Here is a 25702-nt window from a genome sequence, read left to right on the forward strand (position 1 = left end):
ATAAATAGTCAAGCAGAATTAGAGAATCTTATATGCAATGCAACAAAAAATTCTAGGGGTGTTTTGTGAGTTCAGAAAAGAAAACTTCAGCCAATAATGCCTGGCCTTCATTTCCAGAAGCAATTCTGGATGCCTGGAAAAAGTCAGCACAAAAATCTGCGCCTAATGGCGACGTTGACAAGCTTGGATGGAAAACGCCTGACGGGATTCAATTAAAGGCCTTGTATACCTCTTCAGATACCGAGGGTTTAAGTTACACCAACACATTACCTGGATTCGAGCCTTTTGTTCGTGGTCCGCAGGCGACGATGTATTCCGTACGCCCATGGACCATTCGTCAGTACGCTGGATTTTCAACTGCAGAAGAATCTAATGCTTTTTACCGCAAAGCGCTCGATGCAGGTGGTCAGGGTGTTTCAGTGGCGTTTGACTTAGCAACGCATCGTGGCTACGACTCAGATCATCCGCGAGTGACTGGTGATGTTGGCAAAGCTGGAGTTGCAATTGACTCAGTGGAAGACATGAAGATTTTGTTTGACGGAATTCCGTTGGATAAAGTGTCTGTCTCTATGACCATGAATGGTGCTGTATTGCCCGTCCTAGCGGGCTACATCGTAGCTGGCGAGGAGCAAGGCGTGAAGCAAGAGCTGCTCTCTGGAACTATTCAGAATGACATTCTGAAAGAGTTCATGGTGCGTAATACCTATATCTACCCACCTGAGCCTTCCATGCGCATCATTGGTGACATCATTGAATACACCGCTAAGCACATGCCGAAATTTAACTCGATTTCAATTTCGGGTTATCACATGCAAGAAGCGGGAGCTAATCAGGTATTGGAATTAGCATTTACGCTTGCTGATGGTAAAGAGTACGTCAAGACAGCGCTTGCCAAAGGCTTAGATGTAGATGGATTTGCAGGACGCCTCTCATTCTTCTTCGCCATTGGTATGAACTTCTATCTTGAAGTTGCCAAGTTGCGTGCCGCACGTTTGTTGTGGTGGCGCATCATGAAGTCATTTGATCCCAAGAATCCAAAGTCCTTGATGTTGCGTACCCACTGTCAAACATCAGGCTGGTCTTTGACTGAGCAGGACCCTTATAACAACGTAGTGAGAACAACCGTAGAAGCGATGGCCGCAGTATTTGGTGGCACTCAATCCTTGCATACCAATTCGCTGGATGAGGCAATTGCATTGCCATCCGAATTCTCAAGCCGTATTGCTCGTAATACACAATTGATTTTGCAAGAAGAGACGCATATTACTAGTGTGATTGATCCGTGGGCTGGCTCTTACATGATGGAAAGGCTCACTCAAGAGATGGCTGATAAAGCTTGGGAAATCATTCAAGAAGTCGATGCAATGGGTGGAATGACCAAGGCAGTTGAAAGTGGTTGGGCAAAGCTGAAGATTGAAGCTGCGGCTGCAGAAAAGCAAGCAAAAATTGATTCAGGTTCGGATGTCATTGTTGGCGTGAATAAATACAAGCTTGGTAAAGAGGATCTCGTTGATGTCTTAATGATTGATAACGATAAGGTGCGTGAAGGACAAGTAGCACGCTTGAAAGAAATTAAAGCTAAGCGTGATAGCAAGAAAGTAGAAGCAGCCTTGGAGGCGCTGACAAAAGCTGCAGAAGAGAATTCTGGTAACTTGCTAGAGTTGTCAGTGAACGCCATTCGCTTGCGCGCGACAGTGGGTGAAGTTTCTGATGCGTTAGAAAAAGTTTACGGGCGCCATCGCGCCGATACTCAAAAGGTGACCGGAGTGTATGCTGCCGCTTATGACTCGGCTGAGGGCTGGGCAAAACTACAAGAAGAGATCGCTGACTTTGCTAAAGAATTTGGCCGTCGTCCACGGGTGATGATCGCCAAACTTGGTCAAGACGGACACGATCGTGGAGCCAAGGTGGTTGCTACCGCCTATGCGGATTTGGGTTTTGATGTGGATATCGGTCCTTTGTTCCAAACGCCAGAAGAATGCGCTCGTCAAGCCATTGAAAACGATGTCCATGCGCTGGGCGTTTCTACATTGGCAGCAGGTCACAAAACTTTAGTGCCAGCGATTATTGCTGAGCTGAAGAAGCAGGGCTCTGATGACATTATTGTCTTCGTTGGCGGTGTGATTCCAAGACAGGATTATGAGTTCTTATATGAAGCTGGGGTGAAGGGGATTTATGGCCCAGGCACACCAATCCCAGCTTCGGCTAAGGACGTGCTTGAGCAAATCCGTAAATCCGTTAAGCCCGTTTAACTAAAAACCTGCCAAAGATACGGGTTAATAAGCGTGCTCGAAGCTGTTGATCTTGCTTTATTTAGTAAGCGATCTCACTGATACTCCATCGCTCAAACAGCGACGAGCATTAGCCAAGGTCATTACCTTGCTTGAATCGACACGTCTTGATCATCGTAAGCGTGCTGATGAAGTTCTTAATACCTTATTACCTAAGACGGGCAAGTCTTTTCGGCTTGGCATTTCTGGCGTTCTGGGCGTTGGCAAATCCACCTTAATCGAAACTTTAGGTCTCTATTTAATAGAAAAAGGTCACCGAGTTGCGGTGCTGGCAATTGATCCCTCATCTAGTCTCTCGGGCGGTTCTATTTTGGGAGACAAGACACGTATGGAGCGTTTATCCGTATTGGAAAATGCCTTCATTCGTCCAAGCCCATCTTCTCTAACATTGGGAGGTGTTGCTGAAAAGACTCGTGAGACCATGCTCGTAGCTGAAGCGGCAGGTTTTGACATCATCATCGTTGAGACGGTTGGTGTCGGGCAAAGTGAGATCGCCGTTGCCGGCATGACTGATCTGTTTTTGTTATTGCAACTTCCGAATGCCGGTGATGATCTACAGGCGATTAAAAAAGGCGTGATGGAGATTGCCGATCTGATTGTTATCAATAAGGTTGATCTTGATCCGGACGCAGCGATGCGCGCCCAGTTATTTATTACAAGTTCATTGCGTTTATTAGGCTTTCAAGGCAATCCTGATCATGCCTCACATGATGAGCAATTTTGGCACCCACAAGTGATGGCCTTAAGCGCTCTTGAGGGAAAAGGCGTGCCGGAGTTATGGGAAAAAATTACCCATTTTGAAAAGCTCCAAAGAGCCAATGGCAAGTTTGACTCTCGTCGCAAGCAGCAGGCCGGTGCTTGGATGTGGGACCGTATTGATGCGGGTCTCAAAAACGCTTTTCGCAGTAATGAAGCAGTACAAGCGCTTCTACCAAGTTTAGTTGCACAAGTAAATCAGGGAACCATGGCGCCTTCAGTAGCCGCAAGACGTCTATTGGAGTCCATGGGACATGAATTTTTCTAAGGAGTAGGAAATGAAAGAAATCACCCAACAACTGGAAGCAAAGCGCGAGCTAGCACGCTTAGGTGGTGGGCAAAAGCGGATTCAGGCTCAGCATGCTAAGGGCAAATTAACGGCCCGAGAGCGTATTGAGCTCTTGCTTGATGCGGGGACTTTTGAAGAGTGGGATATGTTCGTTGAACATCGTTGCCACGATTTTGGAATGGGTGATCAAACCGTTCCAGGTGATGGCGTGGTGACTGGATACGGGATGATTAATGGTCGCCTGGTCTTTGTTTTTTCCCAAGACTTCACGGTCTTAGGAGGCTCTTTATCAGAAGCGCATGCAGAGAAAATTTGCAAGATCATGGATCAGGCCCTCAAAGTAGGTGCTCCAGTAATTGGTTTGAATGATTCTGGCGGTGCTCGTATTCAAGAGGGTGTTGCATCTTTAGGTGGCTATGCGGAGATTTTTCAGCGCAACGTCACTGCCTCTGGAGTGATTCCTCAAATCTCCTTGATCATGGGACCGTCAGCAGGTGGCGCAGTGTATTCACCGGCTTTAACTGACTTCATCTTTATGGTCAAAGATAGCTCATATATGTTTGTGACTGGTCCTGAAGTGGTGAAGACGGTTACTCATGAGGATGTTACTTCTGAAGAGTTGGGTGGTGCTGTTACTCATTCCACTATCTCTGGAGTTTGTGATCTCGCCTTTGAGAATGATGTTGATGCAATCATGATGTTGCGTCGTTTCTTCAATTACTTGCCACTGTCAAATCGTGAGAAGCCGCCACTGATTAAAGGTGCCAATCGTACTGAAGAGCCTGATTTTTCCTTAGATACATTAGTTCCATCTAATCCAAATCAACCCTATGACATGAAAGAGTTGATAGAGAAGATTGTGGACAATGGCGAGTTTTTTGAGCTTCAGCCAGACTACGCCAAAAATATTGTGATTGGTTTTGCTCGTATGGAAGGCCGCTCGATTGGTATCGTAGCGAACCAACCATTAGTATTGGCTGGCTGTTTAGATATCAAGGCATCGATTAAGGCAGCTCGTTTCGTGCGCTTCTGTGATGCATTCAATATTCCTGTCGTAACTTTAGTTGATGTACCGGGCTTTATGCCAGGTACCGCTCAAGAATATGGAGGCATCATTAAACATGGTGCGAAATTGCTTTACGCTTACGCAGATTGCACGGTACCCAAAGTGACCTTGATTACTCGTAAAGCTTATGGCGGCACATACGACGTGATGGCATCAAAGCATTTAAGGGGAGACGTGAACTTTGCTTGGCCATCAGCAGAGATTGCTGTGATGGGTCCAAAAGGCGCGGTAGAAATTATCTTCCGTGAGGAAAAATCGGATCTGGAGAAGATTGCTGCTAGAGAAGCCGAGTACAAGTCGAAGTTTGCAAACCCATTTGTGGCAGGTCGACGTGGTTACATTGACGATGTCATCCTCCCGCATGAGACCCGCAAACGTATTGCGCGTTCATTAGCAATGCTCAAAGATAAGGATTTAAAGAATCCTGCGCGTAAACACGGCAACATTCCTCTGTAAAGGCGCCGACAACTATGACTACGAAAATGTTTAAGAAAATTTTGATTGCTAACCGCGGTGAGATTGCTTGCCGTGTTATGAAAACTGCTAAAAAGATGGGCATTAAGACTGTTGCAGTCTATTCGGAAGCAGACAAGGAAGCGCGTCACGTGCAAATGGCGGACGAGGCAATTTGCATCGGACCTGCGCCTTCTCGCGAATCGTATCTGGTGATGGATCGCATTATTCAGGCTTGCAAAGATACAGGCGCTGAGGCAGTTCATCCTGGCTACGGATTCTTATCTGAGAATGAGCAATTTGCTAAGCGCTGTGAGGAGGAGGGTATTGTCTTCATCGGTCCAAAGCATCAATCGATTGCTGCCATGGGCGATAAGATTGCCTCTAAAAAGCTCGCATTAGAAGCTAAGGTCAATACGATTCCTGGCCATAACGAAGCGATTGCCACTACTGAAGAGGCTGTCAAGATTGCTCAGGGTATTGGTTACCCAGTCATGATTAAAGCCTCTGCGGGTGGTGGCGGTAAGGGATTGCGTGTTGCTTTTAACGATAAAGAGGCGGCTGACGGTTTTGCTGCTTGCAAGACCGAGGCGATGAATAGTTTAGGTGATGATCGTATCTTTATTGAAAAATTTGTTGAAGGTCCACGCCATATTGAGATCCAGGTGTTGGGCGATTCTCATGGCAATGTAGTGTATTTGAACGAACGCGACTGCTCGATTCAACGTCGTCACCAAAAAGTGATTGAAGAGGCGCCGTCACCTTTTATTGATCCAGCAACTCGTAAGACTATGGGTGAGCAGGCCGTAGCCTTGGCAAAAGCGGTGAACTATCAATCGGCTGGTACGGTTGAGTTTGTGGTTGGCAAAGACAAGTCTTTTTACTTCTTGGAAATGAACACGCGTTTGCAGGTTGAGCATCCGGTTACCGAAAGTATTACTGGTCTTGACTTAGTTGAGCAGATGATTCGAGTTGCAGCTGGCGAAAAGCTTGCCTTCAAGCAAGAAGATGTCAAATTGGATGGCTGGTCAATGGAGTGTCGTATTAATGCGGATGACCCATTCCGTAATTTCTTGCCATCAACTGGTCGCTTAGTTAAATATCGTCCGCCTGAGTCTATCAATGGTGTGCGGGTTGATACTGGCGTGTATGAAGGTGGTGAAATCCCGATGTACTACGACTCCATGATTGCAAAACTGATTGTTCATGGAAAGGATCGTGCTGAGGCGATTGAAAAAATGCGTGCCGCCTTAAATGAATTTGTGATTCGCGGTATTCACTCCAATATTCCATTCCAGGCAGCACTACTGCAGCATCCTCGTTTTGTGAATGGTGACTTTACTACTGGATTTATTGCTGAAGAATACCCAGAAGGCTTCAAGAAGGACTCGGTTCAGCCTGCCGATCCACGTCGCTTAGCAGCCTTGGCGGCGTTTATGCGTTATCGCTACCTTGAGCACATCAAGATGATTGATGGCCAATTGGCAGGTCACGAGATGGTCATTGCTAAGAAGTTTGTTGTGGTAACGGGCAAGAAATCCGGCTCAATGGTTGATCCTTACGAAGAGCCAGTGCGTATTGAGCTCAAAGATGGCATCTACTCGGTATATATTGATGATGATGCTGGCGTCAGTCGTTACGACATCGTGAGCGATTGGCGTCCTGGTCAGCAAACCTTGCATGCCACTATCAATGGAACGAGCAAGATTACCGCTCAAGTTGAGCGTAAGGGCGTGAAGTTTTATCTCGTCCTGGATGGCGCTCATTATGAATGTATGGTCTTAAGTCCATTGGGTGCAGAACTTCAGCGTCGTATGCCTGTGAAGTTGCCACCGGATACTTCAAAGTTAGTAATGTCTCCAATGCCAGGTTTATTAACCAAGATTGCTGTTAAGGTCGGCGAGGCAGTGACAGCGGGGCAAAGACTGGCTTCCATTGAGGCAATGAAAATGGAAAACACGATTTCGGCAATTCAAGATGGTGTTGTTGCTGAAATCTGTGCCAAAGAAGGTGATAGCTTGGCTGTAGATCAACTCATTATTCGCTTTGAATAAGAAAGGTGAAGAGATCTTATGGCGACTAAACCATTCAAGATTCTGGGTATTCAGCAAATCGCTATTGGTGGTGAAAATAAAGAGCGACTCAAGAAACTCTGGGTTGATATGCTTGGCCTTGATTACAGGAGCACTTTTGTTTCTGAACGTGAGAACGTGGACGAGGATATCTGCTCCATCGGTTCTGGGGCGCATGAGATCGAAGTAGATCTCATGCAACCTTTTGATATCGAGAAAAAGCCAGCGGTACATCAGACACCACTAAATCACATCGGTTTATGGGTAGATGATTTGCCTAAGGCAGTTGAGTGGCTTTCCGCCAATGGCCTGCGCTTTGCGCCAGGAGGTATACGCAAAGGTGCAGCAGGATATGACATCACTTTTGTGCATCCCAAGGGAAATGATGAGTTTCCCATTAGCGGCGAAGGCGTTCTGATTGAGCTTGTTCAGGCCCCGCCTGATGTTATTGCAGGATTGAGTTCATAATTTGGTTTTCTACCAAATAACAGGGCTTACAATTGACGCGCATACTGGCCATCGACACCTCTTCTACTTGGTGTTCGGTGGCTTTATCTTTAGGTGATTCAGTGCCACAGCTGCGACATGAGTTAGTGTCGGCTGGCGCTAGCCAGTTATTGCTTCCATGGGTTCAGGACTTACTGGCACAAGCGCAGATTAAATTGTCTGATTTAGATGTGATGGCAGTCGGTATTGGGCCGGGCGCATTTACTGGAGTTCGACTAGGTGTTGCTGCCGTCCAAGGTTTGGCTGTATCGGCACATCTTCCTGTGATCTCGGTTGTCAGCCTGGATGCCATTGCTGCGCAAGCGATCATAACTGCATCATTTGACAGGATCAAACCAACTAATTTTGTAGTTGCGATCGATGCCCGTATGGATGAGATTTATTGGGCAAAGTATGAATATCAACAAGGAATGCCTCTGGCTAAACGAGTGGGTGAGATACATCTATCTAAACCTGAAGAAATTGATCTAACAGGGATTCACTACCTTGCTGGAAGTGCGATTGCAGTTTATGGAGAAAGATTGTTTACCCACAATAGCATTGCCGCAGACTGCTTAGATCCTGAAGTACCGCTATCGGCCTTGGGAATTTTGGATTGCGCTAAACCGATGTTCAAGGCTGGTCTCCAGACGGATGTAAGGTGCCTGGAGCCTTTGTATGTACGCAATAAAGTAGCGCTGACTACTGCTGAGCGCGATTTGGTCTTTAAAAAGATTCGTTAGAATGAGTCAGGCGAGCGAAGGGGCAGAGCTATCGTTCATGCCGATGGAGTCTTCTGATTTAGATGCAGTTCTTGCAATTGAAGCGGTTTCTCATCTTCACCCTTGGACCCGAGGAAATTTTTCAGATTCCTTGGCGGCAGGACATTGGGCTTATTGCATCAGACCACGGTTGGATCAAGATCATACTCAGCGCGGTACATTTCTAGATCCCCAAGTGTTATGGGCCTATTGCATTTTGTATCCCGCAGTTGATGAACTCCATCTCTTGAATATCACTGTTTCCCCTAAGTTGAGGCAATTAGGGCTTGGCTCTCGCATGATGAATGCAATCGAGGGGGTCGCTGCGCAGCAAAATATGCCACGAATTATTTTAGAGGTCAGGCCATCGAATACTCCTGCCGTAGCTTTTTACCAAAGACTGGGTTATGAGCAAATAGGGGTGCGCAAAAATTACTATCCCCTTAATCCAGAGTCTGGAAAGCGTGAGGATGCAATAGTCATGGCTAAATCGATTAAGCTAGCGGTATGAGCAATTTAAGGTCTAGCTTCCTAAAGGAAATGGGTATTACGGAGTGGACATCCCACGAAAGCCCTCTGGTCGCGCAATCTTCGGAAGTCATGTCTACTGGCGGTCAAGCTCACGCCCAAGCGCAAGTTCATGCACAAGAGTTTGCCACTAGCCATGCCGGCACTCCACGCGTTCATTGGATGTTTTTTGGCCTTCAGCCTTCGGGGGATACCCAAGTTTTATTTCAGAACGTACTTCGTGTGTTGGGACTGGCCAAGAATGAATGGTCTTGGAAGAATCCAGAGGACAATCTATCTCAAATCAAAGTCCCTGATAGTGGAGTGCCAGTAGTAGCGTTTGCATTTGGCGGGCCAACAGCCCAAAAAATTACCGGTGAGCGTGATCCATTGTCCCAATTGCGTGAGACCATCCTCGCTTTAAATACCGGTGCCGATGATGAAATTCCAGTTGTCGCATCTTTTGATTTGAGCCAATTAGTTAGCAAGTCTAAAGAGAAGGCGCTGTTATGGCAGGATCTTTTGTTGGCGAAATCTGTACTGCAAAACAGTTAATGTAGTTCGTGCTTGTGTTCGCCAATCAAGTGCATTGAGTCATACTCTGCTTGGTTGCGCTGATGTCGTTTAATGACCATCCACATAATGCAGCTTACAACCAAGCCAAAGCCAATAATGACGTATTGCACTGGCAGGTCTAACCAGATTAGCAATGAGTAAATTGCCAACATTGCCAATACAGATATATTTTCATTGAAGTTTTGAACTGCAATAGAGTGGCCTGCTGACATGAGAACATGTCCACGGTGTTGCAAGAGGGCATTCATCGGAACCACAAAATAGCCGGCCAACCAACCTACCAGCACCAATAAGAAATATGCTAGCAGTAGGTTGAGAGTGATTTGAAGTTTGCCGATGGTCACCAAAGGAGTGTTGGGAATCATGTCGAAGTTATAGACGGCCAATAGGCAGACAACCAAGCCCATAGCAATCCCATAAGGCAAAACATTTAAAGAGTTACGCAAAGGGACGCGCCACGCAGCCCATACTGCGCCACCCGCAACCCCAACAGCAGAGATCGCTTGCAAAATAGCACCTTGCGACAGATTCATATGCAAAGCTACTTGCGCCCACTTAATCACAATAAATTGCAAGGTTGCGCCAGCACCCCAAAATAAAGTAGTCACTGCCAAAGAGATTTGACCCAAACGATCATCCCAGAGTGTTTTGAAGCAAACAGAAAAATCTTTTATTAAAGCAATCGGATTAGATTTTTGGGCAACGTAACGTGCTCCAGTATCGGGAATTTTGAGGTTGATGAGCGCGGCCACTACATAGATCATCATGATGATCAAAATGGCGGACTCTGCTGGGGTATCGATTTCGGTATTGATACTGGGAAAATCAAAAGCAAGAAGGCTCTCTGAAACCGAACTGCTAATCAGAACACCGCCTAGGACGGTGCCAAGGATAATAGAGCCAACCGTGAGACCCTCAATCCACCCATTGGCAGCAACCAATTTCTCGGGCGGCAAGAGCTCAGTCAATATTCCATATTTAGCAGGAGAGTAGGCTGCAGCTCCAAGGCCAACAATAGCGTAAGACATTAATGGGTGACTTCCCAAAAGCATGGCTACGCAACCAATAAATTTGATCGTATTCGTGATGAACATGACATTGCCCTTAGGGCGGGAGTCTGCAAAGGCACCCACAAAGGCTGCTAGCAGAACATAGGACAGTACGAAGAATAATTTGAGCAAAGGGGTCATCCAGGCCGGAGCATTGAGCTGGACCAGGAGGGCAATTGCTGCAATCAGCAGGGCGTTATCGGCAAGCGACGAAAAAAATTGCGCCGCCATAATGATGTAAAAACTGCGGTTCATTCGTACAATCTATTCATTAACACAATTAAAACATGAAAGGAGGGATGAATATGGGTACAGCACCTAATAGCTTGATTCATAGACCAATTTTGGCATCAATTTATTCTCAGGCCTTTCAGCATAACTTAAACCGTGTTCGGGAGTTGGCTCCAGAATCCAAAATATGGTCAGTTATTAAGGCTAGAGTGTATGGCCATGGATTTGAAGCAGCTTTGAAAGGCCTCAACTCCACAGATGGTTTTGCCCTTTTGGATATCCAGGATGCAGTTTGGCTCAGAGGACATGGTTGGCAAGGTCGAATCCTCCTGTTGGAAGGACTCTTTCATGAAAATGAACTTGATTTGGCTCAGGAATTGCGCTGCGATTTGGTTGTGCATTGTGAAGCCCAGCTTGAATGGCTAGAACGTTATTTCAATAGCAGAAATAAAACTTTTAGCATTTTCTTGAAAATGAATACGGGTATGAATCGACTTGGATTCAGGCCTGAAGCATACCGAATTGCATTTCATCGACTTCATGCCTTGGGGTATCGGATGCATCATATGACTCACTTTGCTAATGCCGACCAAGTAAATTGCTTGCCAACAGTGGGCGAGCAGCTTGACGTATTTACGCAAGCTACTGAGGGCTTGGATGCCCCGACTTCAATGGCTAATTCGGCAGCGGTTTTGTGGCATCGCAACGCTCTAGGTGATTGGGTCAGGCCCGGCATCATGCTTTATGGAGCCTCCCCAACAGGTTTGTATGCGGATATTGAGCATGCAAATCTGAAGGCGGTCATGCAATTGCGAAGTGAAATCATTGACATACAGGAACTACAAAAGGGCGAGCGCATTGGCTATGGTGGCCGTTATGAGGCTTCAGAGGGAATGCGGATAGGGGTGGTTGCGTGTGGATATGCCGATGGTTACCCAAGGCAAGCAGAGGATGGAACGCCTGTCTGGGTGAGTAATGGTCTCCAAGATAGCAAGGGGGTAATTTGCCCTCTTGTTGGGCGGGTTTCCATGGACATGCTAACAGTGGATCTTCGAAATGCCCCTAATGCAAAGATCGGTAGCGTTGTGGAGCTGTGGGGGGATCAAGTGCCAGTCGATGAGGTGGCGCGTATGGGCGATACGATTGGATATGAGCTACTTTGTGCTGTAGCACCAAGAGTTCCAGTTGCTATTGTGTAAGCGATTTGCTTACATAGCAAAACTCTAAATAAGCCCCCCAATAAAAACCACAAATAAAAAACCCCTCTACTTATTAGAGGGTTTTTTGACTGAACGTTGTGCAAATTATTTATTCCAGAATTGCCACCATCTACGCTCTTTTTTCACCCGTTGACCAGTTTCTAGTATTTGGCTATCTGGGAAGTTGAGTTTAAATACGCGCGCAGAGTCATTGGCCAACTGAGTCATTCCCAATTTTTCATAAGACTTAGTCAAAATATACAGAGCCTCTTCAACGGCCGGGGCTCGATCGTAGTCGCGAATCACCAGCTGTGCTCGGTTAGCGGCTGCTAGATAAGCACCACGTTGATAATAAAAGCGCGCTACGATCACATCCGCTTCTGCGAGGGAGTTCACAATATAGCGCATGCGATCTAAGGAATCTGGTGCATATTTGCTATTCGGGAAGCGCTCAACAACCACCTTAAATGATTCAAAAGCCTCTTTGGCAGCTTTTGGATCACGCTCACTTAAATCCTGACCAGTGAAACTTCCAAGCCAGCCTAAATCATCATTAAAGGTGATTAATCCTTTGAGGTAATACGCGTAATCCAGTGTGGGACTGCCTTGGTGTAATTTAATAAAGCGATCGATTGCTACTAAAGCTTGGGCCTGTTCTTGTGCTTTCCAATAGCAGTAGGCAGCATTTATTTGAGCTTGCTGTGAGTAGGGGCCAAATGGGAAGCGAGCCTCTAACTTATCAAAGTATTTACCGCACTTGGCGTAATCAGCGTCTTTGAGCTTGTCGGTTGCTTCTGAATACAGTTTGGTTTCAGACCAAATGTCGGTGTCATCTTTTTGACCATCGCTACCAGCGCAGCCGCTTAAGAGCACGGTTATAACCACGCCTATCAAAAGGGCGATCAATCCAAAACCCCTTAAAAAGGTGGATTTTTGTGGTGAAGCTGACCCAGCAAGCCTTAAACTGGCGTCTGATATTACGTCGGACATAACTGAAAGGCTCTCTAAGCGTGGCATTGCCGCAAACTCCTGATTCGAATTCTGTTGATTATATCGATGAAGAGGATTTCATCTCCCTGGAAATTCCGATGGAGATGGCTGGTGAACGCCTAGATAAGGTGTTGGCAGGGTCTCTGCCTGATTATTCACGAAATCGCCTGAAAACTTGGATAGAGGCTGGGGCTGTTATGGTCGACGGAAAGGTCACCAAAGCACGTTATTTATTGAGAGGCGGGGAGAGTATTAAGGTATTTCCACAGGAGATGCCTGAGCAATTTGCCTTTAGCCCCGAAAACATCCCGCTTGATGTCGTTTTTGAGGATGATTCAATGATTGTGATCAACAAGCCTTCGGGGCTTGTGGTTCATCCTGCTGCCGGAAACTGGTCAGGCACTTTATTAAATGGCTTGTTATTTCATTATCCAGAACTGAAAGCGTTACCAAGGGCTGGTATTGTGCATCGCCTGGATAAAGACACCTCAGGATTGATGGTTGTAGCAAGAACGGCGCAAGCGCAAACTGCTCTGGTTAGGCAATTACAAGACAGAACCGTTGGTCGCAGATATTTAGCTTGGGTATGGGGTGATGCACCAAGCCAAGGTAAAGTTTTGGCTACAGTTGGGCGTGACCAACGAGATCGACTGAAGATGGCCGCTGGTAGTCCTCATGGTAAACCAGCTGCCACTGTATTTAGACATCTGGCTAAAGGTGCATTTCAAGAATCTTCCGTAGCCCTGCTGGAATGTAGGTTAGAGACTGGCAGAACCCATCAAATTCGAGTTCACCTCGAATCCTTGAGCTTCCCACTTCTGGGTGATCCTGTCTATCGCAAAAAAACTCCGGGCGTTGCAAAGTCACTCCCTTTCGAGCGTCAAGCGCTTCATGCTTTTGCATTAAGTTTGCAACATCCGGTCACACAAGAATTGCATACTTGGTTTCGTTTGCCACCAGCTGACCTCATGGAATTACTCCCGCGGGTAGGTATGACGCAGGCCAACCTTCCTCAAGAGGCTGTCGTTCTTCAATCGATTCAAAATGACCCTGCAACATGAATCTTCTCAGTGATGCATTGATAAAACCAGAGTGGCCAGTGCCGCCACACATCAGATCTTTGCTTACAACCAGGAATGGTGGAGTCAGTCAGACCCCTTATTTATCACTTAATTTGGGAGATCATGTTGGTGATGAGCCATCTCAGGTCCTTGCTAATCGTGCTTTATTGCGAACCTATTTGCCCGCGGAACCTCATTGGCTAAAACAAATTCATAGCGCAAAAGTCAGCACTCCTGACGAACCACTTCAAGAAGCGGATGCAATCGTGAGCAATCGTTGCGATGATGTGCTGGCAATCATGACTGCGGATTGTTTGCCGGTGCTATTTACGAATACATCGGGAACGCTAGTCGGTGCAGCCCATGCTGGTTGGAGGGGTTTGTGTTCTGGTGTGCTGGAAAATACGGTTTTAAAGTTGCAAGTGCTCGAGCCTAATCTCATGCCATCCGACATCATGGTTTGGCTGGGACCTGCAATTGGTCCTGACGCATTTGAGGTCGGCCAGGATGTACTGGATGCATTTATGGATAGCTCGTTTTCTTTTCCTGAAAATGCATTTGTGCCTATTGCTGGAAAATCTGGCAAGTACTTGGCTAATATTTACCTTTTGGCATGCTGTTGCTTGGAAGCTGTTGGCGTGAGTAATGTCTATGGTGGAAATTTTTGCACCGTCACCCAAAGTGATCAATTTTTTTCTTATCGCCGTGATGGTATTACGGGCCGCTTTGCAAGTTTGATTTGGATTGCAAAATCCTAAGCTCAGAACACATCGTTTCTCCTAGCAAGGGTTACTACTAGCTTTATTGACAGGCTAGGGTTATTGCGTATAACTCTCTAAGACTTATGGATGGAGAATGTCCCTACTACATTGAAGAGACTATTATGTTTGCAGGTACGAATACCGGTGCAACGCCATCTTTGGCGCCTCACCATATGGCGCTGATCCCCCAAGAGCGTTTGGCGGAAATTCAAAAAGAATATTTCACTGAATTGGCGCACATTGCGACCAATCCCGAGGCGATCGAAGTGAAAGATCGTCGCTTTGCTGGTAAAGCATGGCATTCCTCATGGAGTAAGGTAATAGCCGCTACTTATTTGCTCAACTCTAAACATTTAATGTCTTTGGCTAAGGCTGTAGAAACCGATGAAAAGACGCGGCAAAAAATATTGTTCACAACTGAGCAAATGATTGATGCGTTGTCACCATCCAATTTCATCGCTACCAATCCTGAGGTTCTAGAAAATATTATCAGCACACAAGGGCAGTCCTTGCAAAAAGGGATTGTCAATTTGTTGGGTGATATGAAAAAAGGCAAAGTCTCTATTACCGATGAGAGTGCTTTTGAGGTTGGAAAGAATATCGCTACGACAGAAGGTTACGTAGTCTTTCGCAATGAATTATTTGAGCTCATTCAGTATACACCTTTAACTGAAACTGTTTATGAGCGCCCATACTTAATGGTGCCACCATGCATCAATAAGTACTACATCTTAGATTTGCAGCCGGAAAACTCAGTCGTTCGTCATATGGTTTCTCAAGGGCATACCGTTTTCTTGGTTTCTTGGAAAAACCCAGATGCCTCTATGGCGCAAGTGAGTTGGGAAGACTACGTTGGAACTGGCGTCATCAAGGCCATCGATGTTGTTAAAGAGATTAGTAAATCCAAGCAAATCAATATTCTTGGCTTTTGCGTTGGTGGCACACTGACTACTTCAGCCCTGGCGGTATTGGCAGCACGTAATGAGCATCCTGCTGCTAGCTTGACACTGTTCACTACCTTACTCGACTTTACAAACACTGGAATTTTGGATGTTTTCATCGATGAAGCGATGGTTGAGCTACGTGAAAATACGATAGGCGGTAAGAATGGTCAATATGGAATGATGTCAGGCTTAGATCTTGGCAATACCTTTTCGTTCTTGCGGCCCAACGATCTCGTATGGAATTACGTTGTTGAGAATTACCTCAAAGGAAATTCTCCTCCTCCATTTGATCTTCTGTATTGGAATGGTGATTCCACCAACCTACCAGGTAACATGTATTGCTGGTATTTGCGCCACACCTATTTACAAAATGATCTAGTCAAGCCAGGCAAAGTAACGATTTGTGGCGAGCAGATTGATTTGGGCAAGATCAAGTGCCCGGCCTATTTATATGCCTCGCAGGAAGACCATATAGTTCCTTGGCAATCAGCCTATGAGTCAACACATATTCTCAAAGGCAAGAATCGCTTTGTTTTAGGGGCTTCAGGCCATATCGCTGGCGTCATTAATCCACCCGCAAAAAATAAGCGTTATTACTATGAAAACAACAAAATAGCGCCTACTGCACATGAGTGGCTGGAGGGGGCCAAGCAGATTCCGGGTAGCTGGTGGCCCAATTACACCAAATGGTTGGAGCAATTTAGTGGCGAGCAAAAACCGGCAAGTAAGGCATTTGGTAATTCAAAATATAAACGGCTAGAACCTGCTCCTGGCGTTTACGTAAAAGAAAAAGCAGCTTAATTTCGATAACAACTGACAAAAGTTTTTTAAAGGGGAAAGTAATGTCTCAAAAAGTCGCATACGTAACTGGTGGTATGGGTGGTATTGGTACCGCTATTTGCCAACGTTTGGCAAAAGATGGATTTAAAGTGATTGCTGGCTGCGGCCCTAACTCACCTCGCAAAGATCGTTGGATCGCCGAGCAAAAAGCACTTGGTTATGATTTCATTGCCTCTGAGGGTAACGTTTCTGATTGGGATAGCACGGTTGCTGCCTTCGATAAGGTGAAGGCTGAAGTGGGTCGAGTAGATGTATTGGTCAACAATGCGGGTATTACGCGTGACAGCATTTTCCGTAAGATGACTCCAGAGGCATGGAAAGCGGTTATTGATACCAATCTGAACTCATTGTTTAACGTCACTAAGCAAGTGATTGACGGTATGGTTGATAATAACTGGGGACGCATTATTAATATCTCCTCTGTCAACGGTCAAAAAGGTCAGTTTGGTCAAGCGAACTACTCAACAGCTAAAGCGGGTCTTCATGGTTTCACCATGGCTTTGGCTCAAGAGGTTGCTACCAAAGGCGTTACAGTAAATACTGTTTCTCCAGGTTATATTGGTACCGATATGGTCAAGGCGATACGCGAGGATGTGCTGGAGAAGATTGTTGCTGGTATTCCAGTCAAGCGCTTAGGTACGCCTGAGGAAATTGCATCGATCTGTTGCTGGATTGCATCCGAAGATGGTGGCTATGCTACTGGTGCGGATTTCTCACTCAATGGTGGTATCCATACTGGCTAATTTGGCCCAAATACGCAATTTTGTTGGGGCGCAACACGGCTTATTTACCTTATGTCCAAACTAGGGATAAACTATGCCGATGTTGCGTTGCAGTAAATAGTTAGGAAAATCATGGCTACCCGTACCAAACGAGCTGGTGAAGATCGGCTGATTAAGAAGTACCCGAATCGTCGTCTCTATGACACACAGACTAGCACCTATGTCACCTTGACTGACATTAAAGGTTTGGTAATGAGTAATGAAGCATTCAAAGTCGTTGATGCGAAGACAGACGAAGATCTGACGCGTAACATTTTGCTGCAAATTATTCTTGAGGAAGAGGCTGGTGGTGCCCCAGTATTTTCCACTCAAATGCTTTCTCAGATTATTCGCTTCTACGGTAATTCCATGCAAGGACTCATGGGTAACTATCTTGAGAAAACTATGCAGTCGTTTGTCGATATCCATAACAAACTCGGCGATCAAACTAAAGGGCTTGGTGCGGGTAGCACACCTGAGGCTTTGTCGCAAATGCTTAACCTCCAAAACCCTTTAATGCAAAACTTGATGGGTAACTATATGGAGCAAAGCAGAGATTTGTTTGTCAAGATGCAAGAGCAAATGCAGGGGTATTTGTTTGTCAAGATGCAAGAGCAAATGCAGGGGTCCCAGAATTTATTTGGAAGTTTCCCCTTTACGCCTCAGCCTTCAAAAACCGAAAAAGAATAGTTGTGGCAGGAAAAATTGGTTTTGTATCCTTGGGTTGTCCCAAGGCATTGGTAGATTCTGAGTTGATCCTCACGCAACTGAGCGCAGAGGGATATGAGACTGCTAAAGATTATTCAGGCGCTGATCTGGTTGTCGTAAATACCTGTGGCTTTATTGATTCCGCAGTCGAGGAAAGTCTCTCTGCAATCGGCGAAGCGCTTGCTGAAAATGGTAAAGTGATTGTGACCGGCTGCTTAGGCGCCAGAAAGAACGCTGATGGCAGTGATCTGATTCAGAGCATTCACCCTAAGGTCCTTGCAGTTACTGGCCCGCATGCTACTGATGAAGTGATGCAGGCAATCCATTTGCATTTACCTAAGCCACATGATCCCTTCACTGATCTCGTGCCGCCTGCAGGTGTAAAGCTCACGCCAAAGCATTATGCTTATCTCAAGATCTCGGAGGGATGTAATCATCGCTGTACTTTTTGCATCATTCCCAATCTTCGCGGCGATTTAGTCTCTAGACCCATAGGAGAAGTGCTACTGGAAGCTAAACGCTTATTTGAATCAGGTGTTAAAGAGTTGCTAGTGGTTTCTCAAGACACTAGCGCTTATGGTGTTGATATTCAATATCGCACTGGCTTTTGGGATGGCAAGCCTGTTAAAACGAGAATGTTTGATTTGGTCAATGCCCTCAATGAAATTGCTCGGGAACATCAAGCATGGGTTCGATTGCATTATGTTTATCCCTATCCGCATGTGGACGATATATTGCCGCTGATGGCGCAGTTCTCTGAGCATGGTTATGGTGTTTTGCCATACTTAGACATCCCTTTGCAGCACGCACACCCAGACGTTTTAAAACGAATGAAGCGTCCTGCTAGTGGTGAAAAAAATCTCGAGCGCATTTTGGCTTGGCGTAAGGCTTGCTCTGATTTGGTCATTCGCAGTACATTTATTGCTGGCTTCCCTGGTGAGACTCGGGAAGAGTTTGACTATCTACTGAATTTCTTAGAGGAAGCCCAGATTGATCGTGCGGGCTGTTTTGCCTATTCACCGGTTGAGGGTGCGACAGCAAACCAACTGGACAATCCTGTGCGTGCTGAAGTCCGCGAAGAGCGTCGGGCGCTGTTTATGGCAAAAGCCGAAGAAATCTCTATCAAACGCCTTGCTAAAAAAGTAGGCAAACGTATTCAGGTTCTCATAGATCGGGTGGATGAGTCGGGTGGAATTGGCAGAACCATAGGTGATGCCCCTGAAATTGATGGTTTGGTGAGAGTTTTGCCGCCCAGCAAGCCTTCTAAGCGCTATAGAGCAGGTGAAATCATCCGTGCTACGGTCATTGGCTCCCAAGGGCATGACCTAATAGCCGAAACTTGACGATTGCTTTAAATATATTGTTTGTATTATTAATTAGTAACTAATTAAGCCCAAAATTTGGGTATAGCTAAGGGGATTAATATGAGTCGTGATGTCGTTGTCTTAAGTGCAGTACGTTCCGCAATTGGCGCCTTCAATGGTTCATTGAGTAGTTTTGAACCATCCGAACTTGGCGGAATTGTCATGAAAGAAGCGGTTACCCGCTCTGGGGTTGATCCCGCTCTGATTAATTATGTCACTGTTGGTAACACGATTCCAACTGATAGCCGTTATGCCTATGTTGCGCGTGTTGCCGCTATTCAAGCGGGCTTGCCAATGGAATCCGTGGCGATGGCCTTGAATCGCTTATGTAGTTCTGGTTTGCAAGCCATCGTTACTACTGCTCAACAGATCATGCTCGGTGACTGTGATTATGGTATTGGCGGCGGCGTGGAAGTCATGTCACGCGGCATGTACGGCTCTCCTGCGATGCGCAGTGGGGCGCGCATGGGTGATACCAAGATGCTTGACTTGATGGTTGCAGTGTTAACAGATCCGTTTGGTGTTGGCCATATGGGGGTTACTGCAGAGAACCTCGTTGAAAAATGGAAGCTTACACGCGAAGAGCAAGATGCCTTAGCGGTTGAATCACATCGTCGCGCAGCCAATGCGATCAAGGAAGGTCGCTTCAAGTCACAGATCGTTCCGATTACGATTAAGACTCGCAAGGGCGATATCGTATTTGATGCCGACGAGCATGTGAAGCCAGATACCACCATGGAAACTTTGGCCAAGATGAAAGCAGTGTTTAAGAAAGAGGGCGGTTCTGTTACTGCTGGTAATGCCTCAGGTATTAACGACGGTGCTGCATTCTTTGTATTGGCGGATGCTGAAACTGCCAAGAAGGCAGGCCATCAGCCAATCGCTCGTTTGGTGTTTTACGCTGTTGCTGGTGTGCCAAACCACATTATGGGCGAAGGTCCAATACCTGCGACTAAGCTTGCCCTAGAGCGCGCAGGTTTGAAGTTAGATCAAATGGACGTGATTGAGTCGAATGAGGCCTTTGCTGCACAAGCTTTGGCGGTTACTAAAGGTCTCGGTTTAGATCCTGCTAAAACAAACGTGAATGGTGGCGCGATTGCTCTTGGTCACCCAATTGGATGTTCAGGCGCTGCGATTGCTACTAAGGCGATTCATGAATTACAGCGCGTACAAGGTAAATATGCTCTAGTCACGATGTGTATTGGTGGCGGTCAAGGTATTGCGACGATTTTTGAGCGTCTATAAAGCAAGCCTAGTAAACAGTTACGAATAATCTCTTGGGTACGAGTTTAGGAGATTAAAAGTAATGCAGCATCCAAGCCGACGTGGTCAAAAGCCGCGTCGGCTTTTTCTTTTACCACTGGTTTGGCTTGATAGGCGACGCTGATACCAGATCCATTCATCATAATCAAGTCATTGGCACCATCGCCCATCGTGATTGCGTTTGCTCTCGTACATCCAACTAATGTACATGCTCTATCCAAATGAGTTGCTTTAGCAATTCCGTCAACAATATCTCCCAATACTCTGCCAGTGAGCTTGCCATCAATAATTTCAAGGGTATTGGCCTGAGTCTGTCTAAAGCCGAGTTCCTGACGAAGCTTGTCTGTGAAGAAGGTAAAGCCTCCCGATACAAGCAGGGTGTAAAGGCCGCGCTCATTGGCTCCCGCTAATAATTCAAGAGCCCCAGGATTCGGCTTGAGGCGCTCACGATAAACCGCTTCAAGCGCATCAGCATGAACACCTTCTAGAAGTGCTACACGTCTGCGAAGACTTTCTTTGAAGTCTTTGATTTCTCCTCGCATCGTAGCTTCAGTAATTTGGGCAACTGCTGATTTTTTTCCAGTGAAGTCAGCAATTTCATCGATGCACTCAATATTGATGAGGGTGGAATCCATATCCATTGCTAAAACACGAATATCTTGAGTAATCAAGTTGGCCTGCAAAAAACACAAGTCAGTTTGATGGCTACTCGCGATATTACGCAGGGCCTCTCTTTGAGTCACATCCAAGTGCTGGTTTGAATCCCAGCGAACTTCATGATAGGCGCCGTTTGAAAATGGGTTGCTAGTGTTATGCAGAGTGCAACCGAATCTTAGAGCAAGATCTTTCAACTCAAAAACCATCTTCTCTGAGATGGGGTTTTTCGAGAGGGCTATCAGTGTTTGATGGTTTGCCATAGGTTAATAATAGTGGAGGGCTAGTTATTGACGCTGCTTAAGACGGTCGAATCATTTAAGCGCCGCAAAATTTGCCTGATGGTATCAAGACGCTGCTCTAATTTTTCAAATTCACGGTCCTTTTGGGGTAATACCTTGAGCTTGTCCTGACCGTTGAGTTGGATATGTTTTGATGATTGAATCAATTGAATGATTTTCATTGGGTCAAGCGGGGGGTTTGGTATGAACTGAATTTGAATTGATGTAGGGCTTGCATCAATCTTTTTAATTCCAAACCCAGCCATTTCTAGACGAAGGCGATGGGTTTCATAAAAAGATTTTGCTTGATCAGGTAGATCACCAAAGCGGTCTACTAGCTCTTCACGTAAACCCATCAATTCCGAAAAATTATTGCAACCAGCAAAGCGTTTGTAGAGTGAGAGACGTTCATGTGCATCGGGGCAGTAATCTTCGGGCAATAGGGCGGGTATACCTAGGTTCACATCGGTTGTTGCTTGTAATGGCGATAATAGATCTGGCTCTTTACCACTACGGAGTGATTTCACTGCCCGATTGAGCATTTCTGTATAGAGCTGAAAGCCAATCTCATGAATTTCTCCGGACTGCTTATCGCCTAATACCTCACCAGCGCCACGAATCTCCAGATCATGCATCGCTAAATAGAATCCCGATCCAAGTTCTTCCATCGCTTGGATGGCATTTAAACGTAGCTGGGCTTGTTTGCTCAGGGCCTCTAGGTCTGAAACTAGGAGATAGGCATAGGCTTGATGGTGCGAGCGTCCAACGCGTCCTCGCAGTTGATGTAATTGAGCCAAACCAAATTTATCTGCACGATGCATGATGATCGTATTGGCTGTAGGCACATCAATGCCAGTTTCAATAATTGTGGTGCATAACAAAATGTTGGTTCGCTGCGTCACAAACTCACGCATGACGGACTCTAGTTCTCGTTCATGCATCTGGCCATGTGCAATACTAATGCGCGCTTCTGGAATCAATTCTTGGAGGGCATGCTTGCGATTTTCAATCGTTTCTACTTCGTTATGTAGAAAATAGACTTGACCGCCACGTTTAATTTCACGTAATACTGCTTCACGAATAACACCATCTCCTTCACGACGCACGAATGTCTTAATAGCAAGGCGTTTTTGAGGTGCAGTAGCGATAATGGAGAACTCGCGTAGTCCTTCCATTGCCATACCCAGCGTTCTAGGGATTGGGGTGGCAGTTAAGGTAAGAATATCGACTTCTGCTCGTAAAGCCTTGAGCGCATCTTTTTGGCGAACGCCAAAACGATGTTCTTCATCAACGATGACCAAACCTAGGTTAGCAAATTTCGTTTCTTTAGAGAGTAATTTATGAGTGCCGATAATAATGTCTGCATCACCTTTAGCTATTGCTTCGAGTGCTGTATTAATTTCCTTTGCGGTCTTAAAGCGCGAGAGTTCGACAATTCGTACAGGCCATTCAGCAAAACGATCCTTCCAAGTTGCTACATGTTGTTCAGCTAAAAGAGTCGTGGGCGCCAAAATGGCCACCTGTTTTCCCCCCATGACCGCCACAAAACTGGCACGAAGAGCGACTTCTGTTTTGCCAAAGCCCACATCTCCGCATACCAAGTGATCCATTGGTGTTCCGCTGGTCATATCGCCGATGACTGCGGCAATAGCATTGGCTTGATCAGGAGTCTCTTCAAAACCAAAACTCTCTGCAAAAGCTGCGTAGTCATGGGCGGAAAATTCAAACGCGTGACCTTTGCGAATTGCGCGGGCTGCATATAGACCTAAAAGTTCAGCGGCAGTGTCTCGAATCTGTTGCGCAGCTTTGCGTTTGGCTTTATCCCATTGGCCTGAGCCTAACTGGTGAAGCGGAGCTGAGTCGGGATCAGAGCCAGCGTAACGAGTTACCATTTGGAGCTGTTGTACTGGTACGTATAGAGTTGCTTGACCTGCGTATTGCAGATACAAGAACTCTTCAAAAATAGGTGCCTCCTTGGGGGCTGCAAGATTAAGCAGCACTAAGCCTTGATAACGCCCAATGCCGTGCTCAGCATGAACCACTGGATCACCGATTTTTAATTCAGACAGATCCTTAAACAGCATATCAGGATCAGAGTTTTCGGTTCCCTTGCTTTTACGTCTTTGTCTTGCGGTGGAGGTAAATAATTCAGCCTCAGTGAGGACTAGTAGATTTTGAGATGGCCAGTGAAAGCCATTAAAGAGCGGGGCCGTGACAAGACCAAATAGAGCATCGCTCTTGACAAAATCCGCAATATTTTCAAAGCCTTCGGGCTTTAGGGGATGCTGTGGCCTGCCATCCTGCCCGGCCACAGCATTGCTTTCCTCAAGCAACTGACGTATCGATTCTTTTCGTCCTGCGCTGTCACTACAAATCAGAATGCGTAAGTTTTCCTGGGCAACAATTTTGCGAAGACGTCCTAATGGATCTGGATCGCGCCGATGAACTGCAATATCTGGAACAGGCAGAAACTCTTGTGCAATGCCCGCGTCATTTTCTAAATGTAGACGTGCAAAAGGCTTCGCGGTAGTGAAGAATTCATCAACATCTAAGAACAAATCTTTGGGGGGAAGAATAGGGCGATCTAAGTCATGCTTGAGAAATTCATAGCGCGATAAAGTATCTTTCCAAAATCCTTTAATGGACTCTTCAACATTGCCGATGTTAACTAGCCATACTGGATCGCCCGATCTAGGGAAGTAGTCAAAAAGGTTGGATTGCTGCTCAAAAAATAAGGGCAGATAGGATTCAATACCTGCACTTGGAATGCCTAAATTGACGTCTTTATAAATTGAACATCGCGTTGGGTCACCTTCAAATACCTCACGCCAGCGTCCACGAAAGGCGGTTCTGGCTTCATCATCAAATGGAAATTCATGTCCTGGCAGGAGGCGAACTTCTTTAACTGGATATAGACTGCGTTGGGTGTCTGGGTCAAATGCTCGAATTTGCTCAATTTCATTGCCAAATAAATCAAGGCGATAAGGCAAGTTCGAGCCCATTGGGAAGAGATCAATAAGCCCGCCACGGATACTGTATTCGCCAGGACGCATGACAGCGCTCACTGGGTCGTAGCCCGCTTGGTGTAGTTGCAGTTTTAGCGCGGTCTCGTCTAAAGGATCACCTTGCCTAAAAAAGAAGGTATGACCAGACAAAAACTGGGGCGGACCCAAGCGTTGGAGCGCTGTAGTGACAGGCACCAAAACAATGTCGCAACTGCCATTGAGGAGCTCGTATAAAGTTGCGAGCCGCTCTGATACTAAATCTTGGTGTGGCGAGAAATGGTCGTATGGAAGAATTTCCCAGTCCGGCAGAAGTCGAACCTTCAATTGCGGGGCAAATGTTGGGATTTCTTCGGTTAATCGTTGAGCTTCCTGAGTGTGCGCACAGAACACCACCATGACAGAAAAATCGTTTCGGTAGCGCAGAGCAGTCTGGGCTAATAGGGCAGCATCTGCAGATCCAACTAGCCCTGAAAAGGTAAAGCGCTGCCCAGCCCGCGGAGCGGGTATGGGGGTTGCAAGATTTAATGCATCAGACATCAGCGCTCATTATAGAATCAGGCATGAACTTTCCAAACCATGCCTCGATTGGCTGTCATGCGCTTCTGCCGACTGCTGGTACCGGGTCTCGCCTGGGCGGGGATCTGCCTAAGCAGTTTCAGCAGTTAGCTGGTAAGCCAATGTTGGCTTATGCCTTAGACGCTTTTATGCAATCACCGCTAATTGCATCCATTTGGGTCGGTGTGTCGCCAAACTTTATCGATAACCCGACACTGCAAGCCCTAAGTCAAGCTGGCAAATCGAATCACAAACCGATTCATTTGGTGCCTACCGGCGGGCCAACCCGTCAAGAAACAGTTCGCAACACCTTAGCCGCTTTGCTCAAGGCTGGTATACCAGATGATGATTGGATCTTGGTGCACGATGCTGCTAGGCCCGGTATCACTCCCGCGCTCATTGAAAAGTTAATTTCGACTGTCCAAAAATCATCATCGGGTGGACTTTTGGCCATGCCTCTAGCGGACACCTTAAAGCAGGCCGATCTAGATTCGGTCATCGCAGGTAATTTGCCGCATATTGAGAAAACTATTCCTCGTGAGCATTTATGGCAGGCACAAACTCCGCAGATGTTTCATTTAAATCAATTGCATAGTGCCTTAGATGAGGCTATTAGACTAGAAGCGGACGTGACTGATGAAGCTAGCGCAATGGAATTGGCGGGCATTAAACCCCTTTTAATTGAAGGCGCCACTAGAAATTTCAAGGTAACCCATCCAGCCGACTGGGACCTAATGCAATCACTGTTGCAATCTCAAAATGGATCTTAAAGAATTGAT

General features: G+C 46.3%; 21 protein-coding genes. 17 read left to right on the forward strand and 4 right to left on the reverse strand.

The features are described from left to right. Positions 1-65 precede the first annotated feature (65 nt). Genes scpA through DXE33_RS02930 form a run of 8 tightly spaced genes read left to right on the forward strand, consistent with a single transcriptional unit; the run spans position 66 to position 9236 of the window. On the forward strand, positions 66-2252 hold the full coding sequence (scpA, locus tag DXE33_RS02895; protein WP_114638548.1) for a methylmalonyl-CoA mutase: 2187 nt from the start codon (positions 66-68) through the stop codon (positions 2250-2252). Positions 2253-2298: 46 nt separating this feature from the next. Further along, a complete protein-coding gene (meaB, locus tag DXE33_RS02900; protein ID WP_174222284.1) occupies positions 2299-3315 on the forward strand; it encodes a methylmalonyl Co-A mutase-associated GTPase MeaB in 1017 nt (338 codons plus the stop codon). A gap of 10 nt (positions 3316-3325) precedes the next feature. Next, the gene (locus tag DXE33_RS02905) at positions 3326-4858 is read left to right on the forward strand and encodes an acyl-CoA carboxylase subunit beta (protein WP_114638550.1); all 1533 of its coding nucleotides are present in this window, start codon (positions 3326-3328) and stop codon (positions 4856-4858) included. A gap of 26 nt (positions 4859-4884) precedes the next feature. Then, complete coding sequence (gene accC / locus DXE33_RS02910; RefSeq protein WP_174222285.1) at positions 4885-6909, forward strand: acetyl-CoA carboxylase biotin carboxylase subunit; 2025 nt, start codon at positions 4885-4887, stop codon at positions 6907-6909. 18 nt (positions 6910-6927) lie between these two features. Continuing rightward, complete coding sequence (locus DXE33_RS02915; RefSeq protein WP_114638552.1) at positions 6928-7395, forward strand: VOC family protein; 468 nt, start codon at positions 6928-6930, stop codon at positions 7393-7395. 32 nt (positions 7396-7427) lie between these two features. Beyond that, complete coding sequence (gene tsaB / locus DXE33_RS02920) at positions 7428-8156, forward strand: tRNA (adenosine(37)-N6)-threonylcarbamoyltransferase complex dimerization subunit type 1 TsaB (protein WP_114638553.1); 729 nt, start codon at positions 7428-7430, stop codon at positions 8154-8156. Position 8157: 1 nt separating this feature from the next. After that, the gene (gene rimI / locus DXE33_RS02925) at positions 8158-8685 is read left to right on the forward strand and encodes a ribosomal protein S18-alanine N-acetyltransferase (protein WP_114638554.1); all 528 of its coding nucleotides are present in this window, start codon (positions 8158-8160) and stop codon (positions 8683-8685) included. Continuing rightward, positions 8682-9236: a uracil-DNA glycosylase family protein gene (locus DXE33_RS02930; protein WP_114638555.1), complete on the forward strand. Its 555-nt coding sequence runs from the start codon at positions 8682-8684 to the stop codon at positions 9234-9236. Before rimI ends, DXE33_RS02930 begins: the two co-directional genes overlap by 4 nt. Here DXE33_RS02930 and lplT read toward each other — a convergent pair. Further along, positions 9233-10561, reverse strand: coding sequence for a lysophospholipid transporter LplT (lplT, locus tag DXE33_RS02935; RefSeq protein WP_114638556.1), 1329 nt, complete (start codon positions 10559-10561; stop codon positions 9233-9235). The two genes, DXE33_RS02930 and lplT, sit on opposite strands and share 4 nt — an antisense overlap. A 74-nt stretch (positions 10562-10635) precedes the next feature. Here lplT and alr point away from each other — a divergent pair, with 74 nt between their 5' ends. Next, entirely contained in the window at positions 10636-11736 is a 1101-nt protein-coding gene (gene alr, locus DXE33_RS02940) for an alanine racemase (protein ID WP_114639701.1), read from the forward strand. Between the two features lie 105 nt (positions 11737-11841). Here the strand turns inward: alr and DXE33_RS02945 are convergent, their stop codons facing one another. Beyond that, the gene (locus DXE33_RS02945) at positions 11842-12726 is read right to left on the reverse strand and encodes an outer membrane protein assembly factor BamD (protein WP_114639702.1); all 885 of its coding nucleotides are present in this window, start codon (positions 12724-12726) and stop codon (positions 11842-11844) included. A 20-nt stretch (positions 12727-12746) separates the two neighbouring features. On the opposite strand from DXE33_RS02945, the gene DXE33_RS02950 reads away from it, so the two are divergent. From DXE33_RS02950 to DXE33_RS02980, 7 genes are all read left to right on the forward strand, one after another. Beyond that, entirely contained in the window at positions 12747-13787 is a 1041-nt protein-coding gene (locus tag DXE33_RS02950) for an RluA family pseudouridine synthase (RefSeq protein ID WP_231970347.1), read from the forward strand. Further along, on the forward strand, positions 13784-14545 hold the full coding sequence (gene pgeF, locus DXE33_RS02955) for a peptidoglycan editing factor PgeF (RefSeq protein WP_114638557.1): 762 nt from the start codon (positions 13784-13786) through the stop codon (positions 14543-14545). The genes DXE33_RS02950 and pgeF overlap by 4 nt, the downstream gene beginning before the upstream one ends. 125 nt (positions 14546-14670) lie before the next feature. Continuing rightward, the gene (gene phaC / locus DXE33_RS02960) at positions 14671-16293 is read left to right on the forward strand and encodes a class I poly(R)-hydroxyalkanoic acid synthase (protein ID WP_114638558.1); all 1623 of its coding nucleotides are present in this window, start codon (positions 14671-14673) and stop codon (positions 16291-16293) included. 41 nt (positions 16294-16334) lie between these two features. Further along, the gene (locus DXE33_RS02965) at positions 16335-17075 is read left to right on the forward strand and encodes a 3-ketoacyl-ACP reductase (protein WP_114638559.1); all 741 of its coding nucleotides are present in this window, start codon (positions 16335-16337) and stop codon (positions 17073-17075) included. A gap of 111 nt (positions 17076-17186) precedes the next feature. Then, positions 17187-17783, forward strand: coding sequence for a polyhydroxyalkanoate synthesis repressor PhaR (gene phaR, locus DXE33_RS02970; RefSeq protein ID WP_114638560.1), 597 nt, complete (start codon positions 17187-17189; stop codon positions 17781-17783). 2 nt (positions 17784-17785) lie between these two features. After that, entirely contained in the window at positions 17786-19144 is a 1359-nt protein-coding gene (gene rimO, locus DXE33_RS02975) for a 30S ribosomal protein S12 methylthiotransferase RimO (RefSeq protein ID WP_114638561.1), read from the forward strand. An 81-nt stretch (positions 19145-19225) separates the two neighbouring features. Continuing rightward, positions 19226-20410 carry an acetyl-CoA C-acyltransferase family protein gene (locus tag DXE33_RS02980; RefSeq protein ID WP_114638562.1) on the forward strand — a complete coding sequence of 395 codons (1185 nt, stop codon included), beginning with the start codon at positions 19226-19228 and terminating at the stop codon, positions 20408-20410. Positions 20411-20454: 44 nt separating this feature from the next. Here DXE33_RS02980 and serB read toward each other — a convergent pair whose 3' ends face one another. Both serB and mfd read right to left on the reverse strand, forming a co-directional pair. Continuing rightward, positions 20455-21345, reverse strand: coding sequence for a phosphoserine phosphatase SerB (gene serB / locus DXE33_RS02985; protein ID WP_114638563.1), 891 nt, complete (start codon positions 21343-21345; stop codon positions 20455-20457). A gap of 20 nt (positions 21346-21365) precedes the next feature. Then, positions 21366-24905: a transcription-repair coupling factor gene (mfd, locus tag DXE33_RS02990; protein WP_114638564.1), complete on the reverse strand. Its 3540-nt coding sequence runs from the start codon at positions 24903-24905 to the stop codon at positions 21366-21368. 23 nt (positions 24906-24928) lie between these two features. On the opposite strand from mfd, the gene ispD reads away from it, so the two are divergent. Next, the gene (ispD, locus tag DXE33_RS02995) at positions 24929-25693 is read left to right on the forward strand and encodes a 2-C-methyl-D-erythritol 4-phosphate cytidylyltransferase (RefSeq protein WP_114638565.1); all 765 of its coding nucleotides are present in this window, start codon (positions 24929-24931) and stop codon (positions 25691-25693) included. Positions 25694-25702: the final 9 nt, after the last annotated feature.

The organism is Polynucleobacter necessarius (assembly GCF_900096765.1).
Lineage (GTDB): Bacteria > Pseudomonadota > Gammaproteobacteria > Burkholderiales > Burkholderiaceae > Polynucleobacter > Polynucleobacter necessarius_F.

Coding starts and splice junctions, on each gene's coding strand:
- DXE33_RS02905 (WP_114638550.1), top strand. CDS start 3,326: ATGAAAGAAATCACCCAACAACTGGAAGCAAAGCGCGAGCTAGCACGC.
- accC (WP_174222285.1), top strand. CDS start 4,885: ATGTTTAAGAAAATTTTGATTGCTAACCGCGGTGAGATTGCTTGCCGT.
- DXE33_RS02915 (WP_114638552.1), top strand. CDS start 6,928: ATGGCGACTAAACCATTCAAGATTCTGGGTATTCAGCAAATCGCTATT.
- rimI (WP_114638554.1), top strand. CDS start 8,158: ATGAGTCAGGCGAGCGAAGGGGCAGAGCTATCGTTCATGCCGATGGAG.
- DXE33_RS02930 (WP_114638555.1), top strand. CDS start 8,682: ATGAGCAATTTAAGGTCTAGCTTCCTAAAGGAAATGGGTATTACGGAG.
- lplT (WP_114638556.1), bottom strand. CDS start 10,561: ATGAACCGCAGTTTTTACATCATTATGGCGGCGCAATTTTTTTCGTCG.
- DXE33_RS02945 (WP_114639702.1), bottom strand. CDS start 12,726: ATGTCCGACGTAATATCAGACGCCAGTTTAAGGCTTGCTGGGTCAGCT.
- pgeF (WP_114638557.1), top strand. CDS start 13,784: ATGAATCTTCTCAGTGATGCATTGATAAAACCAGAGTGGCCAGTGCCG.
- phaC (WP_114638558.1), top strand. CDS start 14,671: ATGTTTGCAGGTACGAATACCGGTGCAACGCCATCTTTGGCGCCTCAC.
- DXE33_RS02965 (WP_114638559.1), top strand. CDS start 16,335: ATGTCTCAAAAAGTCGCATACGTAACTGGTGGTATGGGTGGTATTGGT.
- phaR (WP_114638560.1), top strand. CDS start 17,187: ATGGCTACCCGTACCAAACGAGCTGGTGAAGATCGGCTGATTAAGAAG.
- DXE33_RS02980 (WP_114638562.1), top strand. CDS start 19,226: ATGAGTCGTGATGTCGTTGTCTTAAGTGCAGTACGTTCCGCAATTGGC.
- serB (WP_114638563.1), bottom strand. CDS start 21,345: ATGGCAAACCATCAAACACTGATAGCCCTCTCGAAAAACCCCATCTCA.
- mfd (WP_114638564.1), bottom strand. CDS start 24,905: ATGTCTGATGCATTAAATCTTGCAACCCCCATACCCGCTCCGCGGGCT.
- ispD (WP_114638565.1), top strand. CDS start 24,929: ATGAACTTTCCAAACCATGCCTCGATTGGCTGTCATGCGCTTCTGCCG.